The organism is Acinetobacter sp. ABJ-A23_2 (assembly GCF_044538765.1).
GTDB lineage: Bacteria > Pseudomonadota > Gammaproteobacteria > Pseudomonadales > Moraxellaceae > Acinetobacter > Acinetobacter nosocomialis_A.
In genome coordinates, this window is sequence record NZ_JBIUCP010000033.1 from 1 (window position 1) to 17,284 (window position 17,284).

Annotated in this window: 17 protein-coding genes; 11 read left to right on the forward strand and 6 right to left on the reverse strand. The window is 38.1% G+C overall.

The annotated features are described in order from the left end of the window. Window positions 1-793 precede the first annotated feature (793 nt). The 4 genes from ACH63V_RS12130 to ACH63V_RS12145 all read left to right on the forward strand — a co-directional run bounded on the left by ACH63V_RS12130 (window position 794) and on the right by ACH63V_RS12145 (window position 4,497). The gene (locus ACH63V_RS12130; protein ID WP_396463620.1) at window positions 794-1,360 is read left to right on the forward strand and encodes an ester cyclase; all 567 of its coding nucleotides are present in this window, start codon (window positions 794-796) and stop codon (window positions 1,358-1,360) included. Between the two features lie 210 nt (window positions 1,361-1,570). Then, the gene (locus tag ACH63V_RS12135; protein WP_396463621.1) at window positions 1,571-2,464 is read left to right on the forward strand and encodes a DMT family transporter; all 894 of its coding nucleotides are present in this window, start codon (window positions 1,571-1,573) and stop codon (window positions 2,462-2,464) included. Window positions 2,465-2,542: 78 nt separating this feature from the next. Continuing rightward, complete coding sequence (gene ada / locus ACH63V_RS12140; protein WP_396463622.1) at window positions 2,543-3,610, forward strand: bifunctional DNA-binding transcriptional regulator/O6-methylguanine-DNA methyltransferase Ada; 1,068 nt, start codon at window positions 2,543-2,545, stop codon at window positions 3,608-3,610. 122 nt (window positions 3,611-3,732) lie between these two features. Then, on the forward strand, window positions 3,733-4,497 hold the full coding sequence (locus ACH63V_RS12145) for an SDR family oxidoreductase (RefSeq protein ID WP_396463623.1): 765 nt from the start codon (window positions 3,733-3,735) through the stop codon (window positions 4,495-4,497). A 64-nt stretch (window positions 4,498-4,561) separates the two neighbouring features. On the opposite strand, the gene ACH63V_RS12150 is transcribed toward ACH63V_RS12145, so the two are convergent. The 4 genes from ACH63V_RS12150 to ACH63V_RS12165 all read right to left on the reverse strand — a co-directional run bounded on the left by ACH63V_RS12150 (window position 4,562) and on the right by ACH63V_RS12165 (window position 9,228). Then, window positions 4,562-6,160 carry a bifunctional aspartate transaminase/aspartate 4-decarboxylase gene (locus tag ACH63V_RS12150; protein WP_275289752.1) on the reverse strand — a complete coding sequence of 533 codons (1,599 nt, stop codon included), beginning with the start codon at window positions 6,158-6,160 and terminating at the stop codon, window positions 4,562-4,564. A 56-nt stretch (window positions 6,161-6,216) separates the two neighbouring features. Further along, window positions 6,217-7,902 carry an aspartate-alanine antiporter gene (gene aspT / locus ACH63V_RS12155; protein WP_396463624.1) on the reverse strand — a complete coding sequence of 562 codons (1,686 nt, stop codon included), beginning with the start codon at window positions 7,900-7,902 and terminating at the stop codon, window positions 6,217-6,219. A 607-nt stretch (window positions 7,903-8,509) separates the two neighbouring features. After that, complete coding sequence (locus tag ACH63V_RS12160; RefSeq protein WP_367593048.1) at window positions 8,510-8,920, reverse strand: tautomerase family protein; 411 nt, start codon at window positions 8,918-8,920, stop codon at window positions 8,510-8,512. Then, window positions 8,911-9,228 carry a carboxymuconolactone decarboxylase family protein gene (locus ACH63V_RS12165; RefSeq protein ID WP_343568266.1) on the reverse strand — a complete coding sequence of 106 codons (318 nt, stop codon included), beginning with the start codon at window positions 9,226-9,228 and terminating at the stop codon, window positions 8,911-8,913. The genes ACH63V_RS12160 and ACH63V_RS12165 overlap by 10 nt, the downstream gene beginning before the upstream one ends. 92 nt (window positions 9,229-9,320) lie before the next feature. Here ACH63V_RS12165 and ACH63V_RS12170 point away from each other — a divergent pair, with 92 nt between their 5' ends. The 5 genes from ACH63V_RS12170 (at window position 9,321) to ACH63V_RS12190 (ending at window position 14,114) form a co-directional block, all read left to right on the forward strand. Then, the gene (locus ACH63V_RS12170; RefSeq protein ID WP_396463625.1) at window positions 9,321-10,205 is read left to right on the forward strand and encodes a LysR substrate-binding domain-containing protein; all 885 of its coding nucleotides are present in this window, start codon (window positions 9,321-9,323) and stop codon (window positions 10,203-10,205) included. A gap of 122 nt (window positions 10,206-10,327) precedes the next feature. Next, window positions 10,328-10,936 (forward strand): paraquat-inducible protein A, encoded by a 609-nt coding sequence (locus ACH63V_RS12175; protein WP_396463626.1) that lies wholly within the window; start codon window positions 10,328-10,330, stop codon window positions 10,934-10,936. Then, window positions 10,933-11,742: a paraquat-inducible protein A gene (locus tag ACH63V_RS12180; RefSeq protein ID WP_396463627.1), complete on the forward strand. Its 810-nt coding sequence runs from the start codon at window positions 10,933-10,935 to the stop codon at window positions 11,740-11,742. The genes ACH63V_RS12175 and ACH63V_RS12180 overlap by 4 nt, the downstream gene beginning before the upstream one ends. A gap of 7 nt (window positions 11,743-11,749) precedes the next feature. Further along, window positions 11,750-13,417, forward strand: a complete 1,668-nt coding sequence (locus ACH63V_RS12185; RefSeq protein ID WP_396463648.1) for an intermembrane transport protein PqiB — start codon at window positions 11,750-11,752, stop codon at window positions 13,415-13,417. After that, on the forward strand, window positions 13,407-14,114 hold the full coding sequence (locus tag ACH63V_RS12190; protein WP_396463628.1) for a membrane integrity-associated transporter subunit PqiC: 708 nt from the start codon (window positions 13,407-13,409) through the stop codon (window positions 14,112-14,114). Before ACH63V_RS12185 ends, ACH63V_RS12190 begins: the two co-directional genes overlap by 11 nt. 60 nt (window positions 14,115-14,174) lie before the next feature. On the opposite strand, the gene uraH is transcribed toward ACH63V_RS12190, so the two are convergent. Together uraH and ACH63V_RS12200 are read right to left on the reverse strand one after the other, a co-directional pair. Beyond that, entirely contained in the window at window positions 14,175-14,576 is a 402-nt protein-coding gene (uraH, locus tag ACH63V_RS12195) for a hydroxyisourate hydrolase (protein WP_000167346.1), read from the reverse strand. Window positions 14,577-14,587: 11 nt separating this feature from the next. Next, a complete protein-coding gene (locus ACH63V_RS12200; protein WP_396463629.1) occupies window positions 14,588-15,076 on the reverse strand; it encodes a heme-binding protein in 489 nt (162 codons plus the stop codon). A gap of 104 nt (window positions 15,077-15,180) precedes the next feature. On the opposite strand from ACH63V_RS12200, the gene ACH63V_RS12205 reads away from it, so the two are divergent. Further along, window positions 15,181-15,852 carry a heavy metal response regulator transcription factor gene (locus tag ACH63V_RS12205; RefSeq protein ID WP_396463630.1) on the forward strand — a complete coding sequence of 224 codons (672 nt, stop codon included), beginning with the start codon at window positions 15,181-15,183 and terminating at the stop codon, window positions 15,850-15,852. After that, window positions 15,849-17,252: a heavy metal sensor histidine kinase gene (locus tag ACH63V_RS12210; protein ID WP_396463631.1), complete on the forward strand. Its 1,404-nt coding sequence runs from the start codon at window positions 15,849-15,851 to the stop codon at window positions 17,250-17,252. The genes ACH63V_RS12205 and ACH63V_RS12210 overlap by 4 nt, the downstream gene beginning before the upstream one ends. The last annotated feature ends 32 nt before the right edge of the window (window positions 17,253-17,284 follow it).

Below are 17,284 nucleotides of genomic sequence, written 5' to 3' on the forward strand. Positions count from 1 at the left end.
TTATTGATTTGTAATTATAAATAGAAGAGTGCCTAAATTTTAATTAAAAAATTTCATAGATAATATGTTTTATACTGAATTTTGCATTAACTATATAATAAATAATTAAATTATTTGATTTTATTAACCTTGAATGATGTATGTAACACCGCTATGAATTTATTTAAACCATCGAAAAAGGTTAATAATGTTTATTTTCGCTTTGGAGAACATCAGTTTGTTTTATTAGCAGTCTTTATTTTTGCTGCGTCCAAACAGAATTGGTCTAAAAGTGACATTAATAAAGTTATAGAAGAAGCTTGTAGCAAGGATTATAAGCATTTAGTACATATACTTAGACATCATTCATAGCTCCTGTCAGATTGAAAAGGGTATAACCTCATATATCCTTTATACAGTACATTTGCAAAATGGTTAGATATTTGATTTTTAATTAATACTTAAAATATATTGAATAAAATAGAGTGGAAGGCTTTATTTTTAGTGGTTTTTTTACTTTAAGTTCATAATAGGTTTATTTTAATCTAAAAAATGAGCTTAAATAAAAAGCAATCATGTAATTGAATTATTTGATAAAAGCTTTTAATCATTAAATTATTTTTTCATTTCACTCTTTAGGTGGCATACAAGTTTTTATGTATTTGACTGCATAAATCATCCCAAGCATACTCTAAAAAGCTATCCATTCATTAATAAATAGGTTTGGTAAAGCTTGTAAATAATAAATTGATAATTAAAAGAGTGTGAAAATTGTTTAACTACAAACCCACTCAAATTGCTGCCAGGAAAATATATGATGAAAAAATTAGGTGTATTTACACATATTGCTTTAGGCCTAGTCATGACATTGGGCACTACTGCTAGTCAAGCAGATTCGGTATTGTCAAAAAAAGATGCAAAAGAGCTAGCTCAATATAGAGAAGCAGAACGTATTGGTAAGGAACATCTCATTAAATTTGATACCTTAGATTTTGATGTTTATAGCAATCAAAAATGGGATCGTTTGAAAGAAAGCCATGCTGCTAATATTCGCGTGCATTATCCAGATGGAAGTACGACGGTTGGAATTCCAGATCATATTGTTGAACTAAAAAAAATGTTCGTTTTTGCACCTAATACCAAAATCAAAACACACCCTATACGCATCGCTTCTGGAGAGTGGACAAGTGTTATTGGTGAGATAGAAGGTAATTTTAGTCAACCTATGCCAATTGGTAATGGCAAAACCATTCCACCTACGGGTAAAGCATTTAAATTTAAAATGGTGACGGTAGGTCATTGGAAGAATGGCACAATGGATGAAGAATATTTATTTTGGGATAACCAAGCATTCATGAAGCAGATTGGTTTAGAAAAATAAGAGTGTATGAACATTAGTAACAACGTTCAATTTAGTATGTTTTACAAGAAATTAGACTTTTGGGCTTAAGTTACTAAAAACCTAGTTTATTCAAATAGACTGGGTTTTTATTTCTATTGAGATTCAAAAGCATATTTGAAGAAACTTTAGTCGACTAGATAAATATAAATAAGTCAATTAATTAACGATATAAAGGTATTGGAGAAAGTTGTGGACGATCCCAAGTTAAAAAGAAAAGTCGGCACACTTGAAATGGTTGTAGCTATGCTGCTTTCAGGGAGTATTGGCCTATTTGTGATTAAATCAGGTCAATCACCAATAAACATTGTATTTTTTCGCTGCCTTATATCAGCACTATGCTTAATACCCATCTGTTTATTCTATGGCCACTTTAAGAAAGTATACTTTGGCAAAAAAGAACTATTTTTAATGGTGACTTCGGGCTTACTTATTATTTTTAACTGGGTTCTGCTGTTTGCTGCTTTCCCTAAAACTTCTATTTCTTTAGCCACGATTGTTTATCACGTAAACCCGTTTGTGATTTTATTTTTAGGGGCTTTGGTCTTTCATGAAAAGCTAAATAAAAATGATGTGCTATGGACCATAGTCGCTTTTATTGGGCTCATCGTAATTATAGGTTTGGGCAGTGCCTCGGTGAACTCTAATCAGTTAGTCGGTTTGGGGCTGGTTTTAGTTGCTACTACACTGTATTCAATATCTGTTCTAATGACTAAAAAACTAACTAACACACCGCCGTTATTAATTGTGCTTATACAAACCTTAAGTGGAGCCATTGTTATGACTCAGTTTATATCGGTTTTTGCAAACCCACCGATAGGCCAACAATGGCTCTTTGTACTCGGGCTTGGAGTTTTACATACGGCATTTCTTTACTATTTAATGTACTCGGCATTTAAGAAAATACCTTTAAATAACATTGCGATCTTATCTTTTATTTATCCTATATCGACCATAGTGATTGATTATTTCTTCTTTGATCATGTGCTGACCAGTACTCAAATTTTAGGTGCAGGTTTAATTTTATTGGGTGTGCTGGGAGTAAAGTTGCATTGGAATGTTTTTGCGTTGAAAAGATTAAAATAGCAATACCAAGAGTTTTGCTTATCAACAAAGTTGCGAAAATGGGTCATCAAAGATTAAATTGCAATTGAGGTGAGCAAAATGAAAAATCAGTGGATAACAGACGAAGATAGATGGCAAGCAATTGTAGATCGAAATACAGAAGCTGATGCATATTTTGTTTATGGCGTGAAAACCTCAGGTATGTATTGCCTGCCATCAAGTACAAAAAGGCTACCTAAAAAAGAAAATGTAGTGTTCTTTGATAGTGCCGCGCAAGCCGAGAAAAATGGTTATCGAGCAAGCCAAAAAATACAAAATAGACTCTCGAATGCACACGATCCAAAACTTGTAGAAAAAATCGAGAAAGCTTGTAGATACATCGAACTACATGAAGAAAACTTGTCTCTATCGGATGTGGCAGATCATGTAGGAATGAGTGCATATCATTTTCACCGAGTTTTTAAGCAAATTACTGGCCTAACACCTAAAGGCTATGCCGATGCCCATAAAAGTAAAAAGCTAAGAGAAAACCTAGATGAAAATATCAGTGTGACTGATGCAATATTTAATGCAGGCTTTAATTCAAATAGTCAGTTCTATGAAAATTCAAATTCGCTATTAGGTATGACAGCGAAAGAGTGGAAATCTGGTGGTAAGGGTGTACGTATTTTTTTCGCCATAGGTGAGTGCTCTTTAGGAGACATTTTAGTTGCCCAAAGTCAGAAAGGAATTTGTGCAATTTTATTAGGCGATGACCCTGAAAAGCTTTTAAAAGATTTACAAGATAAATTTCCAGAAGCTGATTTGATAGGGTGTGATGATCAGTTTGAGCAACTGATTGCACACATTGTTGGGTTTATTGAAGCGCCGCAAATCGGATTAGATTTACCACTAGATATTCAGGGAACTGCATTTCAACAAAGAGTATGGCAGGCCTTGAAAGAAATTCCTGCGGGGCAGACAGCAAGTTATTCTGATATAGCCCAAAAAATAGGTTCACCTAAAGCGGTTCGGGCTGTTGCAGGGGCATGTGCTGCAAATATGTTAGCTGTTGCTATTCCATGTCATCGTGTCGTTCGAAATGATGGTTTTATTTCGGGGTATCGGTGGGGTGTTGAACGTAAACGTGCATTGTTAGAGAAAGAAGCAGAACTGGCACGGAACTAAACTTGTTTTAGTTGACTGTTTTTATAGAGTTAATTTTTTCAAAACAGCAAGAATCAGAGAGTCTCTTTTTATCTGTTTATTCAGAATATCTCCATCAATTTAATAAAGATGGAATTGTGAGTATGACCAGATTAAAAGACAAAGTGGCTATTATTACGGGTGCAAGTTCAGGTATAGGTTTAAGTGCTGCGTCGCTATTTGTAGCGGAAGGCGCGAAAGTTATTCTTGTTGCACGCCGTCAGAGTGTTTTAGAGCAAGTTTGCAATAGATTGAATCAAGATGGAGTCGTTGCGCACTTTATTGCAGGGGATCTTAATGACCCCTCAACCATGCAACAAGCAATTGATATGGCTACGCAATATTATGGAAGGTTAGATATTGCGTTTAATAACGCAGGCCTGTTGGGAGAATATCAACTGACTCACGACACAACCGATGAAAATTGGAATCATGTGATTCAGAATAATTTAACCAGTGCGTTTCAGTCAGCCAGAGAGCAGCTTAAAGTCATGTTAAAGCAAGGCTATGGCTCAATACTGTTTACATCATCTTTTGTTGGTCATCATATCGGGTTTCCTCAAATGGCGGCTTATGCTGCAAGCAAAGCAGGACTCATTGGTCTAACCAAAGTGATGGCAACAGAATATGCAACCTCAGGCATTCGAGTAAATGCACTTTTACCCGGTGGAACAAATACTTCAATGGGTCAAGAAGCGGCACCTTCTTCAGAAGTCTTAGAGTTTATAAAAAGCATACATGCCATGAAACGTTTAGCAGAACCCAGTGAAATTGCCAAAGCGGCGCTCTTTTTAGTAAGTGATGATGCAAGCTTTATTACAGGAAGTGCTGTACTCGCCGATGGTGGAGTGACTATTTGTAAAACCTAAATAAACAATGAATAGATAGGTCGTAAAAAAGTGAGGCTGCTAGAGCCTCACTTTTTATATATAGTTATTTTCCTTTTTTGGTTTTTAAATACTCGGCATAAGCTTCATCTGCGAAGCGTCTTAAAGAGTCACCAATAGCAGCATATTGGTATTCATTTAGATTAGCCAATGACGCACGGGCAGAAGGGTGCTGCACACCAAAACCAGAACCCGGCAATAAAACCACACCTGTTTCATCTGCTACTCTAAACAATAGCTCGGTCGGATTTTTATTTTTCATCACCCAGTCGGCAAACTCATCACCATAGAGAGTGCGTGAGGTGTTTTCAAGGTTAACAAGGGTGTAGTAGTCCACCGCATTTGGATCTGTTGGAACATCAACACCAAGTTGTCGATACAGTGCTGCATCGCGTTCACGTACAACGGACTTAACTGCTTTTTTATAGCTTTGGCGCGAGTCCATCATATTAAACAGTGCAAATAAAACCATTTGAACTTGTTGTGGAGTAGATAGGCCCGCAGTGTGGTTTAAAGCAACATTACGGCTGTCTGCAACTAAACGGTCAATAAATTTAATGCTTGCAGGGTCAGTGGTTAAAGATGAGTAGCGCTCTTCAAGCTCTTTCTTCTCTTTTTTTGATAAGTTCGCAATTTGCTTATCAAGCACATTGTTATTTGAAAGTGCAATGACACCAAGTCGCCAACCTGTTGCGCCAAAGTACTTAGAGAACGAGTAAACTAAAATGGTGTTGTCAGGACAGATTGCAAAAAGTGATTTGAAGTTATCCGCAAACGTACCGTAAACATCATCTGTCAAAATAATCAGATCAGGGCGTTTTTTGACGATATCGGCCAAAATCGCAAGTCCTTCATCACTCATTTTTACCGATGGCGGGTTACTTGGGTTGACTAAGAAGAATGCCTTAATAGATGGATCTTCTAGCTTTCTAAGTTCTGACTCTGGATATTGCCAGCCGAGTTTAGGATCAGCCTCAATGAGCACTTCTTCAAGCTGGTAGTCATTAAGTTTTGGAATTTCCAGATATGGCGTAAAAATAGGACTACCAATGGCAATGCGGTCGCCGTTTTTAATAATTTTATTTTCTTTTAATGAGTTAAAAATATAGGCCATTGCAGCTGTTCCGCCTTCAACAGCAAACAAATCTAAATCTCTTTTTTGCATACCTTGTACGCCCATTTCTCTTAAGACGTACTCTTTAATAATCGTTTCACTTACTCGGAGCATACGGTCTGGAACTGGATAGTTACAGCCTAAAATCCCTTCAACCATTTCAAGTAAAAAAAGATCTGGGTCTAAGCCTAATTGGTCGCGTACATAAGATACGGCTTTACCTAAAAAGACAACGCCCGGTTTATCGCGGTTTTCCAAAATGAAATTATCAAAACGTGACTGGAGTCCAACAGGGCGAGGGAAACCACCTAAACCTTCTGGCATATAAGAAAAAGAAAACTCGGATTCGGTTGCCGAAAACAAACCCAGTTGAAAGAATGCTCGGCGTGGGATAGTCGCAAGAAAGTTCGGATTGCCTCGACCAGCATTTAACATCATGCGGTCAGTTCTGCTTTGAGCTAATTCTATTAAATTATCTTTCAGTTCAAATGGACTGAGTTTTGCGTATTTAGAATAATCGACTTTCCCCATGGGACGTCTCCTTAATTATAGTGAGATGAATAAAATTTCTAATTCAATGTATAAAATCAGGCTAAGCCTACGATCAGTGGTCCGAGTAAGGTTAAGAACACATTTGCTAGGGCATAGGTAATTGCAAATGGAACGGTCGGAATCGAGTTTTCTGCTTTGTCTAAAATTGCACCAAATGCAGGGTTTGCACTGCGTGAACCAGATAGCGCACCAGCCATTACTGCAACGTTGTTGTAACGCAGAACATAACGAGCAAAGAGCATGGAAAGTAGGAGAGGAACCAGTGTGACCACCACCCCAATCATAAAGAGTGAAAGACCACTTTCTTTAATGGTTTGAATTGCTTGCAAACCTGATTGTAAGCCGACGGCAGCAACGAAGCCCGCAAGTCCCAAATCTTTAAGAAGCTGTGAAGCCGCTAAAGGCATATTGCCATGCACCTGATTTCGACTTCGTATCCAACCAAAGAGAAGACCCGATAGTAAAGCACCACCGCCAGCACCAAGTGTTAATGGCACATCACCCAAACGAATCACAAAAAGACCAATCACCAAACCAACGACAAGTCCTGCACCATGAAAAATCCAGTCTGTTTTTAAGCTTTCAGGTAAGGCTTTGCCAGCTTCTTTCACTAAACGATCGAGGTCACTTTTTGTACCGTAGACTGTGACCACATCACCTTGGCGTAAAACGGTGTCATCACTTAAAGCTTGTGGCTCATCGTTACGCTTAATCGCAAGTACATAAATACCGTGCTTTAAATACGCAGGAGTATTGGCCTTAATATCGCCTAAGGTACGGTTGAGATATTTGGAATTTCTCAGGATGACATCGCTGGTATCCATAATCATTTCCATACCTTGCGATGACTGTAATTCGCTCCCAATTTGCTCGGCAACTGAAACTACATTTGCACGGCGACCAACCAGCAATACCACATCGTCAGTCTGTAATGTCAGCTCAGGAGCAACATCAATAAACTGATCTTTACGTTTTAACCGTTCAATCGTAATACTGGCTTCTTTTGCTTCAATTTCCGCAATAGTATGTCCATTGGCTTGTTTAACTTTATAAATACGGCCAACAATTTCCGGCATTGCCAGTTCCTGACCTGGTGCAAGTTCAAAAGCACCTTTAAGTCGTTCACTTTGGGCTTTTAAAGCATCGTCGTGAATTTCTTTACCCATAAACTTAGGCAAGATATTTACACATACAATGATTGCGCCCAACGAACCGAAAATGTATGTCACCGCATAGCCAATCGCGACATTTGCTTGAAGTCTTTGAATTTCAGCCAGAGGCAGATCGAGTCTAGAAATGGCATCTCCAGCAGTACCAATAATGGCTGATTGAGTCATGCCTCCAGCGGCGAGTCCGGCAGCCAAGCCTTTATCGAGATGGAAAATCTTAGCCATGACCAAAACAGTGACTAAACCACACACTGCCATAAATACTGCTAACAAAATTTCTTTTATAGACTGTGGTCCGAGTGATTTAAAAAACTGGGGGCCACTTTCAAACCCTACGGCGTAAATGAAAAGAGCAAACAAAATTGCTTTAACGCCGTTATCGACCGGTACGCCAATAAGACTTAAAACAACTGCGACGAGTAAGGAGCCTGCGACTCCACCAAACTGAAATTTTCCAAACTGGAACTGTCCAATCCAGAATCCGATTGCGAGTGATAAGAACAATAATATTTCGGGGCTGTGTTTTAAAACACCTTGTAACCATTCAATCATTTTGATCTCACTTTTATTATTAGATCTATCTTTAATATATAAATTTATTTATTTTTCATTTTTAAAATACAATATGAAAATTACTTAAGCAAACCTTCAATTTTATTGCTTTTCTTAAGTTTAATTATAAAAATTAATGAGTTTAAAATGCTTCCAATTCAAGGTATGCCGGTAATTCTGAGTAATTAAATTGGTTTTTATTTTTTTAATGTAAGGTAAAATTTACTTACAATAATATAAAGAATATTTTGTGAAAAAATATCGCGTTTATTCTGTATTTATTAGAAGTGATTTTTATTAAGATATTGATATTTAATGTATTTTATTCTTTTTTGTTATAGGTTGGGTTCTTTTTTATAAATTAAAAAACAATCTACTTAAAATTAAATTTCTGTTAAATATGTCACATAAATTAAAATTTAATATATTTAAAGTACATTTAAATTAATCTTTATAATAAGAGTTATTTTAAAGAAAATGTAATTTTAGGATTTTTTATTTGAGATAGATTTATATAAAAATATAAAGCTTCAATATAAAGAAGCTTTATATTTGAGAAAATTTAGCTTATTAAAAATAGTAAGTTGGAGTGATTTACATGAGACGATTAACTGACTGATGTTAAGGTTTTTAAGTAAAGATCAGCTCGCTGTGCATGACCAAAGCACCAATCTTCTGGGCTATTTTGTACAATCACAAACATGACATCCTGCTCTGGAATCTTAAATTTTTGATGGAGCTGTGCTGTTACATGCTGCATTAAATCTGATTTTTGCTGAGCTGTTCTGGCTTTACCAGAAGTGATGTATAGCAGCATAAATTTTTCAGTGCGGGAAGATTCCACCCAGTAATTAGGATCAACATATATATTGCCTTGAGCTAAGTGTTCAAAGAAATGAAAGCAATCATTTGGGGGAGTATCAAAATAACTTTCCATACAAGTCTGCACAATTTTCGATATCTGAGCTTTTTCATGATCTGTATATGCATAACTGGTTGTAAAACGAATCATGGGCATGACCATATCTCCTCTGGCATATGTTCAAGTGCGGAAATGGCAGTAGGTAAGCCTGAATAAAAAGCAATATGGGTAATGGCTTCAATAATTTGCTCTTTGGTGATGCCTTTAGTTAAGGCATTTTTGACGTGCCATTCGAGCTGTGAATAACGGCCTTGTAAAATAAGTGCGGTGATTGTAATAAAACAACGTGTTTGAGTATCAAGCACAGGCCTTTGCCAGATATCTGCAAATAAGTAGTCTTTGCCGAACTCATACAGCTTGGGCGAAATACTTTCTAAGTTATGAATATCAATTTTTCTGAACATTTTAGAACTCAACATTGATGCTGTTGTTGCTAATATGGCAGTTTGTTATAGTTTAAAAAATCAAAACTTTTCTAACTAATGATTCGGTTTTTATGAATGATTATAGTAAACCCCTCATTAATCTTGATTTAGATGCCTTACGTGCCTTTGTTAAGGGAATTGAGCTTGGGAGTTATCAGCTAGCAGCACAACACTTATGTCGTTCACCAGCCGCAATTAGCGCGCAATTAAAAAAGCTAGAGCAACAAACAGGTTGTCAGCTTCTTAGAAAACAGGGGCGGCTATTAGAATTAACTCCAAGTGGTGAATTATTGTTGAGCCATGCAAAAAACATGTTGGCGATTAATGATACGGTGCTTTTAAAGCTGCATCGGACTCAGGCCAGTGGTGTTATTCGTTTTGGTCTACAAGAAGATTTTGCGGAGGGAACCTTACAGCAACTCATCGCTCAGTTTATGTTGCAGCATCCTAATGTACAGTTTCAAATTCAGGTCGACCGAAATCAGAATTTGATTGAGAAATTACAAAAGCAAGAACTAGATTTGGCACTTATTTGGCAGCAAAACCCCGTAATTGAAAGTTTTTATGAACTCAAAAGTGTCGAGACAAAATGGTTGTTTTGCGCCCATGCCCATATTCAGCAAATCATTGAAGATAAAGCTTCCACTCCACTCGTGGTATTGCAGCAACCATGCATTTTAAGGCAAATGGCTATTGAAGCACTGGAACAGGTTGGGCTGTCTTGGCATATTGCTTATGAGTGTAATTCTGTTCAGGCATTGTGGCCTGCTGTACGGGCGGGTATAGGTATAAGCTTGAGATCATGTTTTCAGATTCCTTCAGACATTCATCACATAGAAAGTGATGTATTGCCGGAGCTTAAGCCTTTAAATTTTGGTCTCTATTTCAATTCCACCACACAATCTGTACATATTATTCAGCAGTTTCAACAATATATTGAACAGCACCTACGGTAATTTTTATTCTAAAATTTCCATTGTCTGATATAGCTTTTAGATTGATTTATATTTTAATTTACCTTAGTAATAAAAAGAGTTTTGTGTGACACAGTTAAAACTATAAATCTCAGAGTATAACTATGAAGCTTAAAGAATTAGCAGGTTGTGAGGAGTGCGATACCGTCTATCGTAGAGTCCCGCTTGCTTACGGAAAAAGAGCTTATTGTGTCTGCTGTGGTGCGGAACTTTATCGGCATACCAAACCGTTTACCACGTTGTTAGCTTTAATTTTAACGGCCTTAATTGTATTTGTTATTGCCAATAGCTTTCCGATTGTAAAAATTGAGTTGCAAGGCAACATATCCGAAACCACTTTATTGGGCGCTGTCTGGGTCATGTTTCATTATGATCGGGCTTTTGTAGGTGTTCTCATTTTAATTACTACATTTATAGTGCCGCTTTCATATTTGTTATTAATGGCTTATGTCCTTGGTACGGTGAGTGTATTCAAAAGACGCCCCAAGTTTTTAGTCGGTGCCTTACGTACTCTTTATTTTATGAGAGTGTGGGGAATGGTTGAGGTGTTCCTAATCGGAATTTTGGTCACCCTGGTAAAGTTAATGGGGATGGTGCTCGTTATTCCCGAAATTGCCTTATGGGCATTTGCAGTCTTAAGCCTATTGATGGTTTATATTACATCCATAAAGGTCAGTGACATATGGAATGAAATTGATAGGTCACCATTATGAAAACGATAAAAAACGTGACTGCACCGAAAAATGAAAACACTGATATGGTTCTAAAGCAGTATCCAAGAGCCAAAGATCTTTCGCTTATATTGTGTCACTGCTGTGGTTTATTAAACTCATCAAAAGTAGACAAAACAGTCGCCGGTAAAAAACCTAAAGTTTTACGCTGTGTGAGATGCCATAGCGTATTGCATGAGCGTAAGCCGGGAAGTCTAAACCGTACCTTTGCGCTGGTGGTAGCTGCAACTATTTTGTATATACCGGCAAACGTGCTGCCAATGACGATAACCGACTCACTTTTAGGTAGCCAGCAAGATACCATTATGAGTGGGGTGATTTACTTTTGGCAAAATGGAGACTTTTTAGTGTCGGTGGTCATTTTTATGGCCAGTATTTTTATTCCGATGCTTAAGCTATTTATTTTGTATTTCCTGTTATTGGTTGTATATATACAGTCATCGGCCGCATGGAAATTTACCCCAGAGCAATGTATTAAATTGTACCGTATCGTTGAGTTTGTCGGGCGTTGGTCCATGATTGACGTGTTTGTGGTCGCTTTATTAACCGCACTTATTCAGATTCAATCGCTTGCGACGATTTTAGCAGGGCCGGGTTCTATTGCTTTCGGTGCAGTTGTGGTTTTAACCATGTTTGCATCTTTAAGTTTTGACCCGCGTATTATTTGGGATAATTTTTATGCGTCTCAAAATACCAACAAGCCCAACCGTTTTTCTACGGAAAAAACCACAATTATTCAAGACGAACACTCGCCGTTGAATAATGATTCCATTAATCCCAGTCAATAAAAGAACAATGAGTATGTCTGAAAATAAAACAACCGGCGATACCTCAGATCACCATGAGACAGATGTTGAACTGGAAAACATGAATGATTTACCCGAACCGCAAGAAAAGAAAAATCGGTGGAAACCTCTATTAATTTGGATAGTTCCGCTGGTTGCACTTTTAATTGCACTTTCACTGGCTGTAAAGGCGCTGCTGTCTAATGGACCAACCATTGAGGTGTCTTTTCGCACAGCCGAAGGCTTAGTCGCAGGTAAAACAACTGTGCGCTATAAGCAGGTTGATATTGGTGTTGTACGTCAAATTGATCTAGCCGATGACCGATCACATATTATTGCGCGTATTGATTTGCGTAAAAATGCAAGCAACTTTGCCGCGCAAGATTCACGTTTTTGGGTAGTACGACCGCGTATTGGGACAGGTGGCGTTTCAGGCATAGACACCTTATTGTCAGGTTCATATATTGAAGTAGATGGCGGGAAGTCACCCGAGAAAAAACTTGAATTTACGGGTCTAGAAATACCGCCAGTGATTACTTCCGATGTGCCGGGTAAAGAGTTTTTCTTAACAGCCGATGACTTGGGATCTTTGGATATCGGTTCACCGATTTATTACCGCCGAATTAATGTCGGACAAATTACTGCTTATAAGCTAGCTGACGACGGTAAAAGTGTGCAGCTTCAGACTTTTATTCGTGCACCGTATGATAAGTTTGTGACTACAGATGCACGCTTTTGGCAAGCAAGTGGTATTGATGTAAGTTTGAATGCTTCAGGCTTTAATTTAGATACTCAATCGCTTGCGAGCATTGTTGCTGGCGGTATTGCTTTTGGTTTCCCTGAAAACTCAAATGCGACTACAGCCGCCAATAAGAGCAGTTTTACACTTTGGGATTCAAAATCTGAAGCTCTCAAAGAACCAGACGGGCAGCCTCGTGGTGTGATTATGTATTTTGATCATTCATTACGTGGCTTAGCAGCGGGTGCACCAATCGACTTCATGGGCATTGAAATTGGTAATATTAAATCAATTAATGCAGAGTTTTATAACAACTATAAGCAGATTCGTATGCGTGTTGAGGCAGTTATTTATCCGTCACGTGTTGAAAATGGCTTAGCACTCAATCCAAACAGTACTATCTTCAAAGATTTTGTTGAGCATGGATGGCGTGCACAAATGAGAACGGGCAACCTCTTAACGGGTCAAAACTATATTGCTTTAGATAAGTTCCCTAAAGCGAAACCGGCAAGTTTACAAGTCTTGAAAGATGGCCGTGTAGTGATTCCAACCACGCCAACAGAGTTAAGTGGCTTACAGGCACAGGTTTCTCAGATTGCTGATAAGTTAACGAAATTCCCATTGGTTGAAATTGGGCAGGATGTGCGTAAAACGCTTAACAATATGAACACCGCCATTGAGTCTACAGACAAGCTGGTTAAACAGTTAGACGGTAAAGTCGCACCTGGTTTACAGGCAACCTTAGACGATGTTCGTAAAACTGTAAGATCATCCGAGTCTATTTTGTCGAGCGATGCGCCGTTGCAACAGGACGTCCGTAAGGCACTGCAACAAATGACCCGTGCGGCTGCTTCTTTACAACTCATGTCAGATTATATTGAGCAACATCCTGAATCTATTATTCGTGGTAAGAGACCAGAGGCCAACGATGAAAAATAAAAAGAACCAATTATTTCAGCACTCTAAAGCAGCCAAATGGTTGCTTGGGAGTGGGGTACTTTTAACGGCAGTTGCCATGACAGCCTGTTCTAGTTCGCCAACGCCAAACTACTATACGATTAGCCCTAAAATTACTCCAGCAGTTAGCTCCAGTATTCGAGTCATTGAAGTTTTACCGGTTGGACTACCAGACCGTTTAGACCGTGCGCCTTTGGTGCTCCAAGATAGCAATGGTAAGTCGACTGTACTTGATAATGAGCGTTGGACATCAACCATGAGTACGCAATTACGCGATACCTTATCGGCGGGTTTGCAACAGAAATTAGGGGCAATTGACAGTTATAGCAGCGGGCTTGCTGGAAATAATCAGCCTCTATATCGAGTTTCTACAGACTTCTCTCATTTTGATATTGTAGATAAGCGTGATATCAATATTGCGGTGTCTTGGGTGGTGAAGCGTCAAATACCGCCTACTCAGTTAGAGTCTTCTAATCCAAAAGTCATTACCAATGCTGGATCTCAGCTGAATTGTCGAATTGCTTTTAAGCAGCCGATTGATCAGAAAGCTAAGAAAATGGATGCGATTGTGAATGCTTCAAGTGAAGCGATGACTCAAATTATTAACACAGTGTCCGCTTCAATTGTTGCACTCGATTCGAATAAAAAATCAGTTATTAGCAATGGTGTTTGTTCGTAAAACGAATCGTTTTTAACCAACCCCTTTATTTGTGTACAATATATAAAGGGGTTTTCTATTTTAGTTGCCTCGATAGGTTGAGTAACCGTAAGGGCTAAGTAATAAAGGAATATGGTAGTGATTTACGCTTCCATCCACTTTAAAAATGACAGGTACTTCGGCAAAAAAAGTTTGCTGTTTGTTCTTTTTGAACCAGTCCTCAGTTTTAAAGGTCACTTTATAAATGCCTTGCTCTAGTTTTTTATTTTCTGGATAGAGTGCTGTAATACGACCATTTGAATCTGTCACTTGCTGGTTGAGTTTAACCCACTGGTTATTGGTGTTTTTTTCTAAAACCACTTCAACCTGAGAAGAGGGTAAACCCGTTTCTAAGTTCAACACATGCACACTCAGCGGGTTAGTTTGTGCAAATGTGGCTGAAGCTATAAATAAAGAAGATAAAGCAATGAATGATTTAGTCATGATGAAGCTCCTTATGAGTTAAAAACGGTTTCAATAGCTTTGCTTGCGCATTGATTGTCATTTTGTGCGCCGCCAGCACCTGCAACTCCAATCGCGCCGATCACTTGGTTCTCAAAACGAACAGGTACGCCACCACCTAACAAAAGTAAATTCGCTACGGTGGTTAGATTTTTTGCATCGGGGTTTTGGTTACTGTTTTGGCTTAAAACGAAGGTCGATGTTTTGGTCGATAACGCGGTATACGCTTTTTTCTCGGCAGCCATTAAATTATGCGGGCCTACCAACTCATGCCGCTCGGCAGTTAATGGATTACCGCCACGATCTACAACAACGACCGCAATATTTTGATTTAGTTGTTTACATGCCTGTTTAGCACTATCGGCTAGCAGATGGGCAGTTTTAAGATCTAACGAATAAACTTGATTCAAAGCAGGGGGCTGTGCAAAAGTACTATTTGCAAATAGCACTGTTGTGAGTAGCAGCCAGTTTATTTTGTTCATAATGATTGCCTCTATGTCGCTTTGAAAATCTTAAACAAATTGCCTAATTTCAAGCATGACAATCACATTACAAAGTTGTCATTTTTCTAATGAGTCTCTACAAAATGCGTATTCTTATTATTGAAGACGAGATCAAAATCGCCACTTATTTGGTCAAAGGGTTAAAAGAATCCGGATACCAAGCCGAGTGCGTACATTTAGGGCTACAAGGTTTGGAAATGCTAAAGAGAGATCAATATGACTTGCTTATTCTTGATGTGATGTTGCCGGACATAGACGGCTGGAGCGTATTACAAGTACTACGTCAGTTTTCAAAAATTCCGGTGATTTTCTTAACGGCAAAAGATCAGGTCATGGATAGAGTCAAAGGTTTGGAGTTGGGTGCAGATGATTACTTGGCTAAACCTTTTTCCTATATTGAACTGTTGGCACGCATTAAAAGTTTGTTAAGACGACAGCAATATCTGCAAGAAAATGAGCTAGCTATTAGTGATTTAAAAATGGATGTGGTCGCTCATAAAGTATGGCGTAGTGGCAACTTGGTTGAGCTGAGCAAAACCGAATTTAATTTGTTGCGTTACCTGTTACTTAATAAAGAACAAATTGTGACGCGCAGACAAATTGGTTCCGAGGTTTGGAATATTAACTTTGAAACCGATACCAATTTTATTGATGTCGCTGTACGCCGTTTACGAAGCAAAATTGATGAAGGCTATGAGTTAAAACTCATTCATACCATACGTGGCTTGGGCTATAAAATATCGGTTAGCTTATGAACTTTAAATTTCTACGTTCGCTTGAAGTCCGTATTACATTATTGGTCACGCTTTGTTCTGCCTTAATTTTATGTTCCGTCGGCTTTATGACCTATTTAGGCATTAACCAGATTTTATTAAAGCAGCAAGATAAAGCTTTAGCAGACAGAATTAACCGTTTGGAAATTTTGCTGCAAGATAGCGAAAATGTAGAGCAAATCATTGCGCGCCCTAAGCTGTATCAAAACATGCTCGGCAACCAAGACAACTTATTTCTGCTTATTCATAAACGCAAAACTTTAATTAATATCAATCCGCTCCATATTCAGTTACCTCGGCTTGCAGAGCGAACAAATCTTCAATTTCAGGACTTAGCTAACAACTCATATCCAACGCGCATTGCTTGGAAAACCATAAAAATTAATAACGAGCCCTATTTGCTCATTGCAGGTAAACAATGGTCGGAACGCATCAATATTCTTTTACCTTTTCAAGAAAGTCTTTTGATGTATGTGGTCGGGGGCGTGTTTGCAATCTTTGTACTTTGTATTTTAGTGTGTCATTTAGGTTTAAATTCGCTGCAACAGCTTCGCAAGCAAACTCATTCTATTAACGTAAATCAGCTCCAGAAAAGATTAAACCTCCCAAATTCACCTTTAGAAGTTGAGCTGCTTTCTAAAGATATAAACCATATGCTTGAACGTATTGAAAAGGGCTATACGCAGCTCAATCGTTTTTCTGAAGATATCGCTCATGAGTTCCGTACGCCTTTAAATAATTTGATTGGACAAACCGAGATTGCTTTAACTGGCGAACGTTCGGTTGAACAATATGAAGATTTGCTGGTGTCTCATTTAGATGACTACCACAGATTAAAACGCATGATTGATAGCATGCTTTTCTTGGCAAGAGCCGATCAGAAAATGGTTCTTGTAAACAAACAAGACATAAATATCCAAGACGTTTTAGAAGGGCTATGCCAGATTTTTGAATATCAAGCTGAAGAACAAGACTGTTATTTTAGTTTTAATTTAGAAGCTCAAAAGTTATTTGCAGATCCAGAGCTATTTCAAAGAGCCGTTTATAACCTTGTGTTAAACGCGCTGGTTCACGGTGGTAAAGGGCGGACTATTTATATCGCAACTAAAAATAAGATGATTGAACATAGGCAATGGGTGAGCCTGACTGTGGTAACGGGAGGTGTTTCAATTGCTGAACATCAACTTGAGCATCTTTTTGAAAGATTCTACCAATGCCACTCAAGCCGAACTGATGAGAGTCAGACAGGTGGATTAGGTTTATCGATTGTCGCTTCAATTATGGATTTACATCATGGCTCATACCGTGTTTATAACACGCTCAAGGGTGTGTGTTTTGAGCTTAATTTTCCAGTTTTAAATACATCAAAGACTCTAAATTAACGATTTAATAGCACTTCTTAATTTTTAAAATT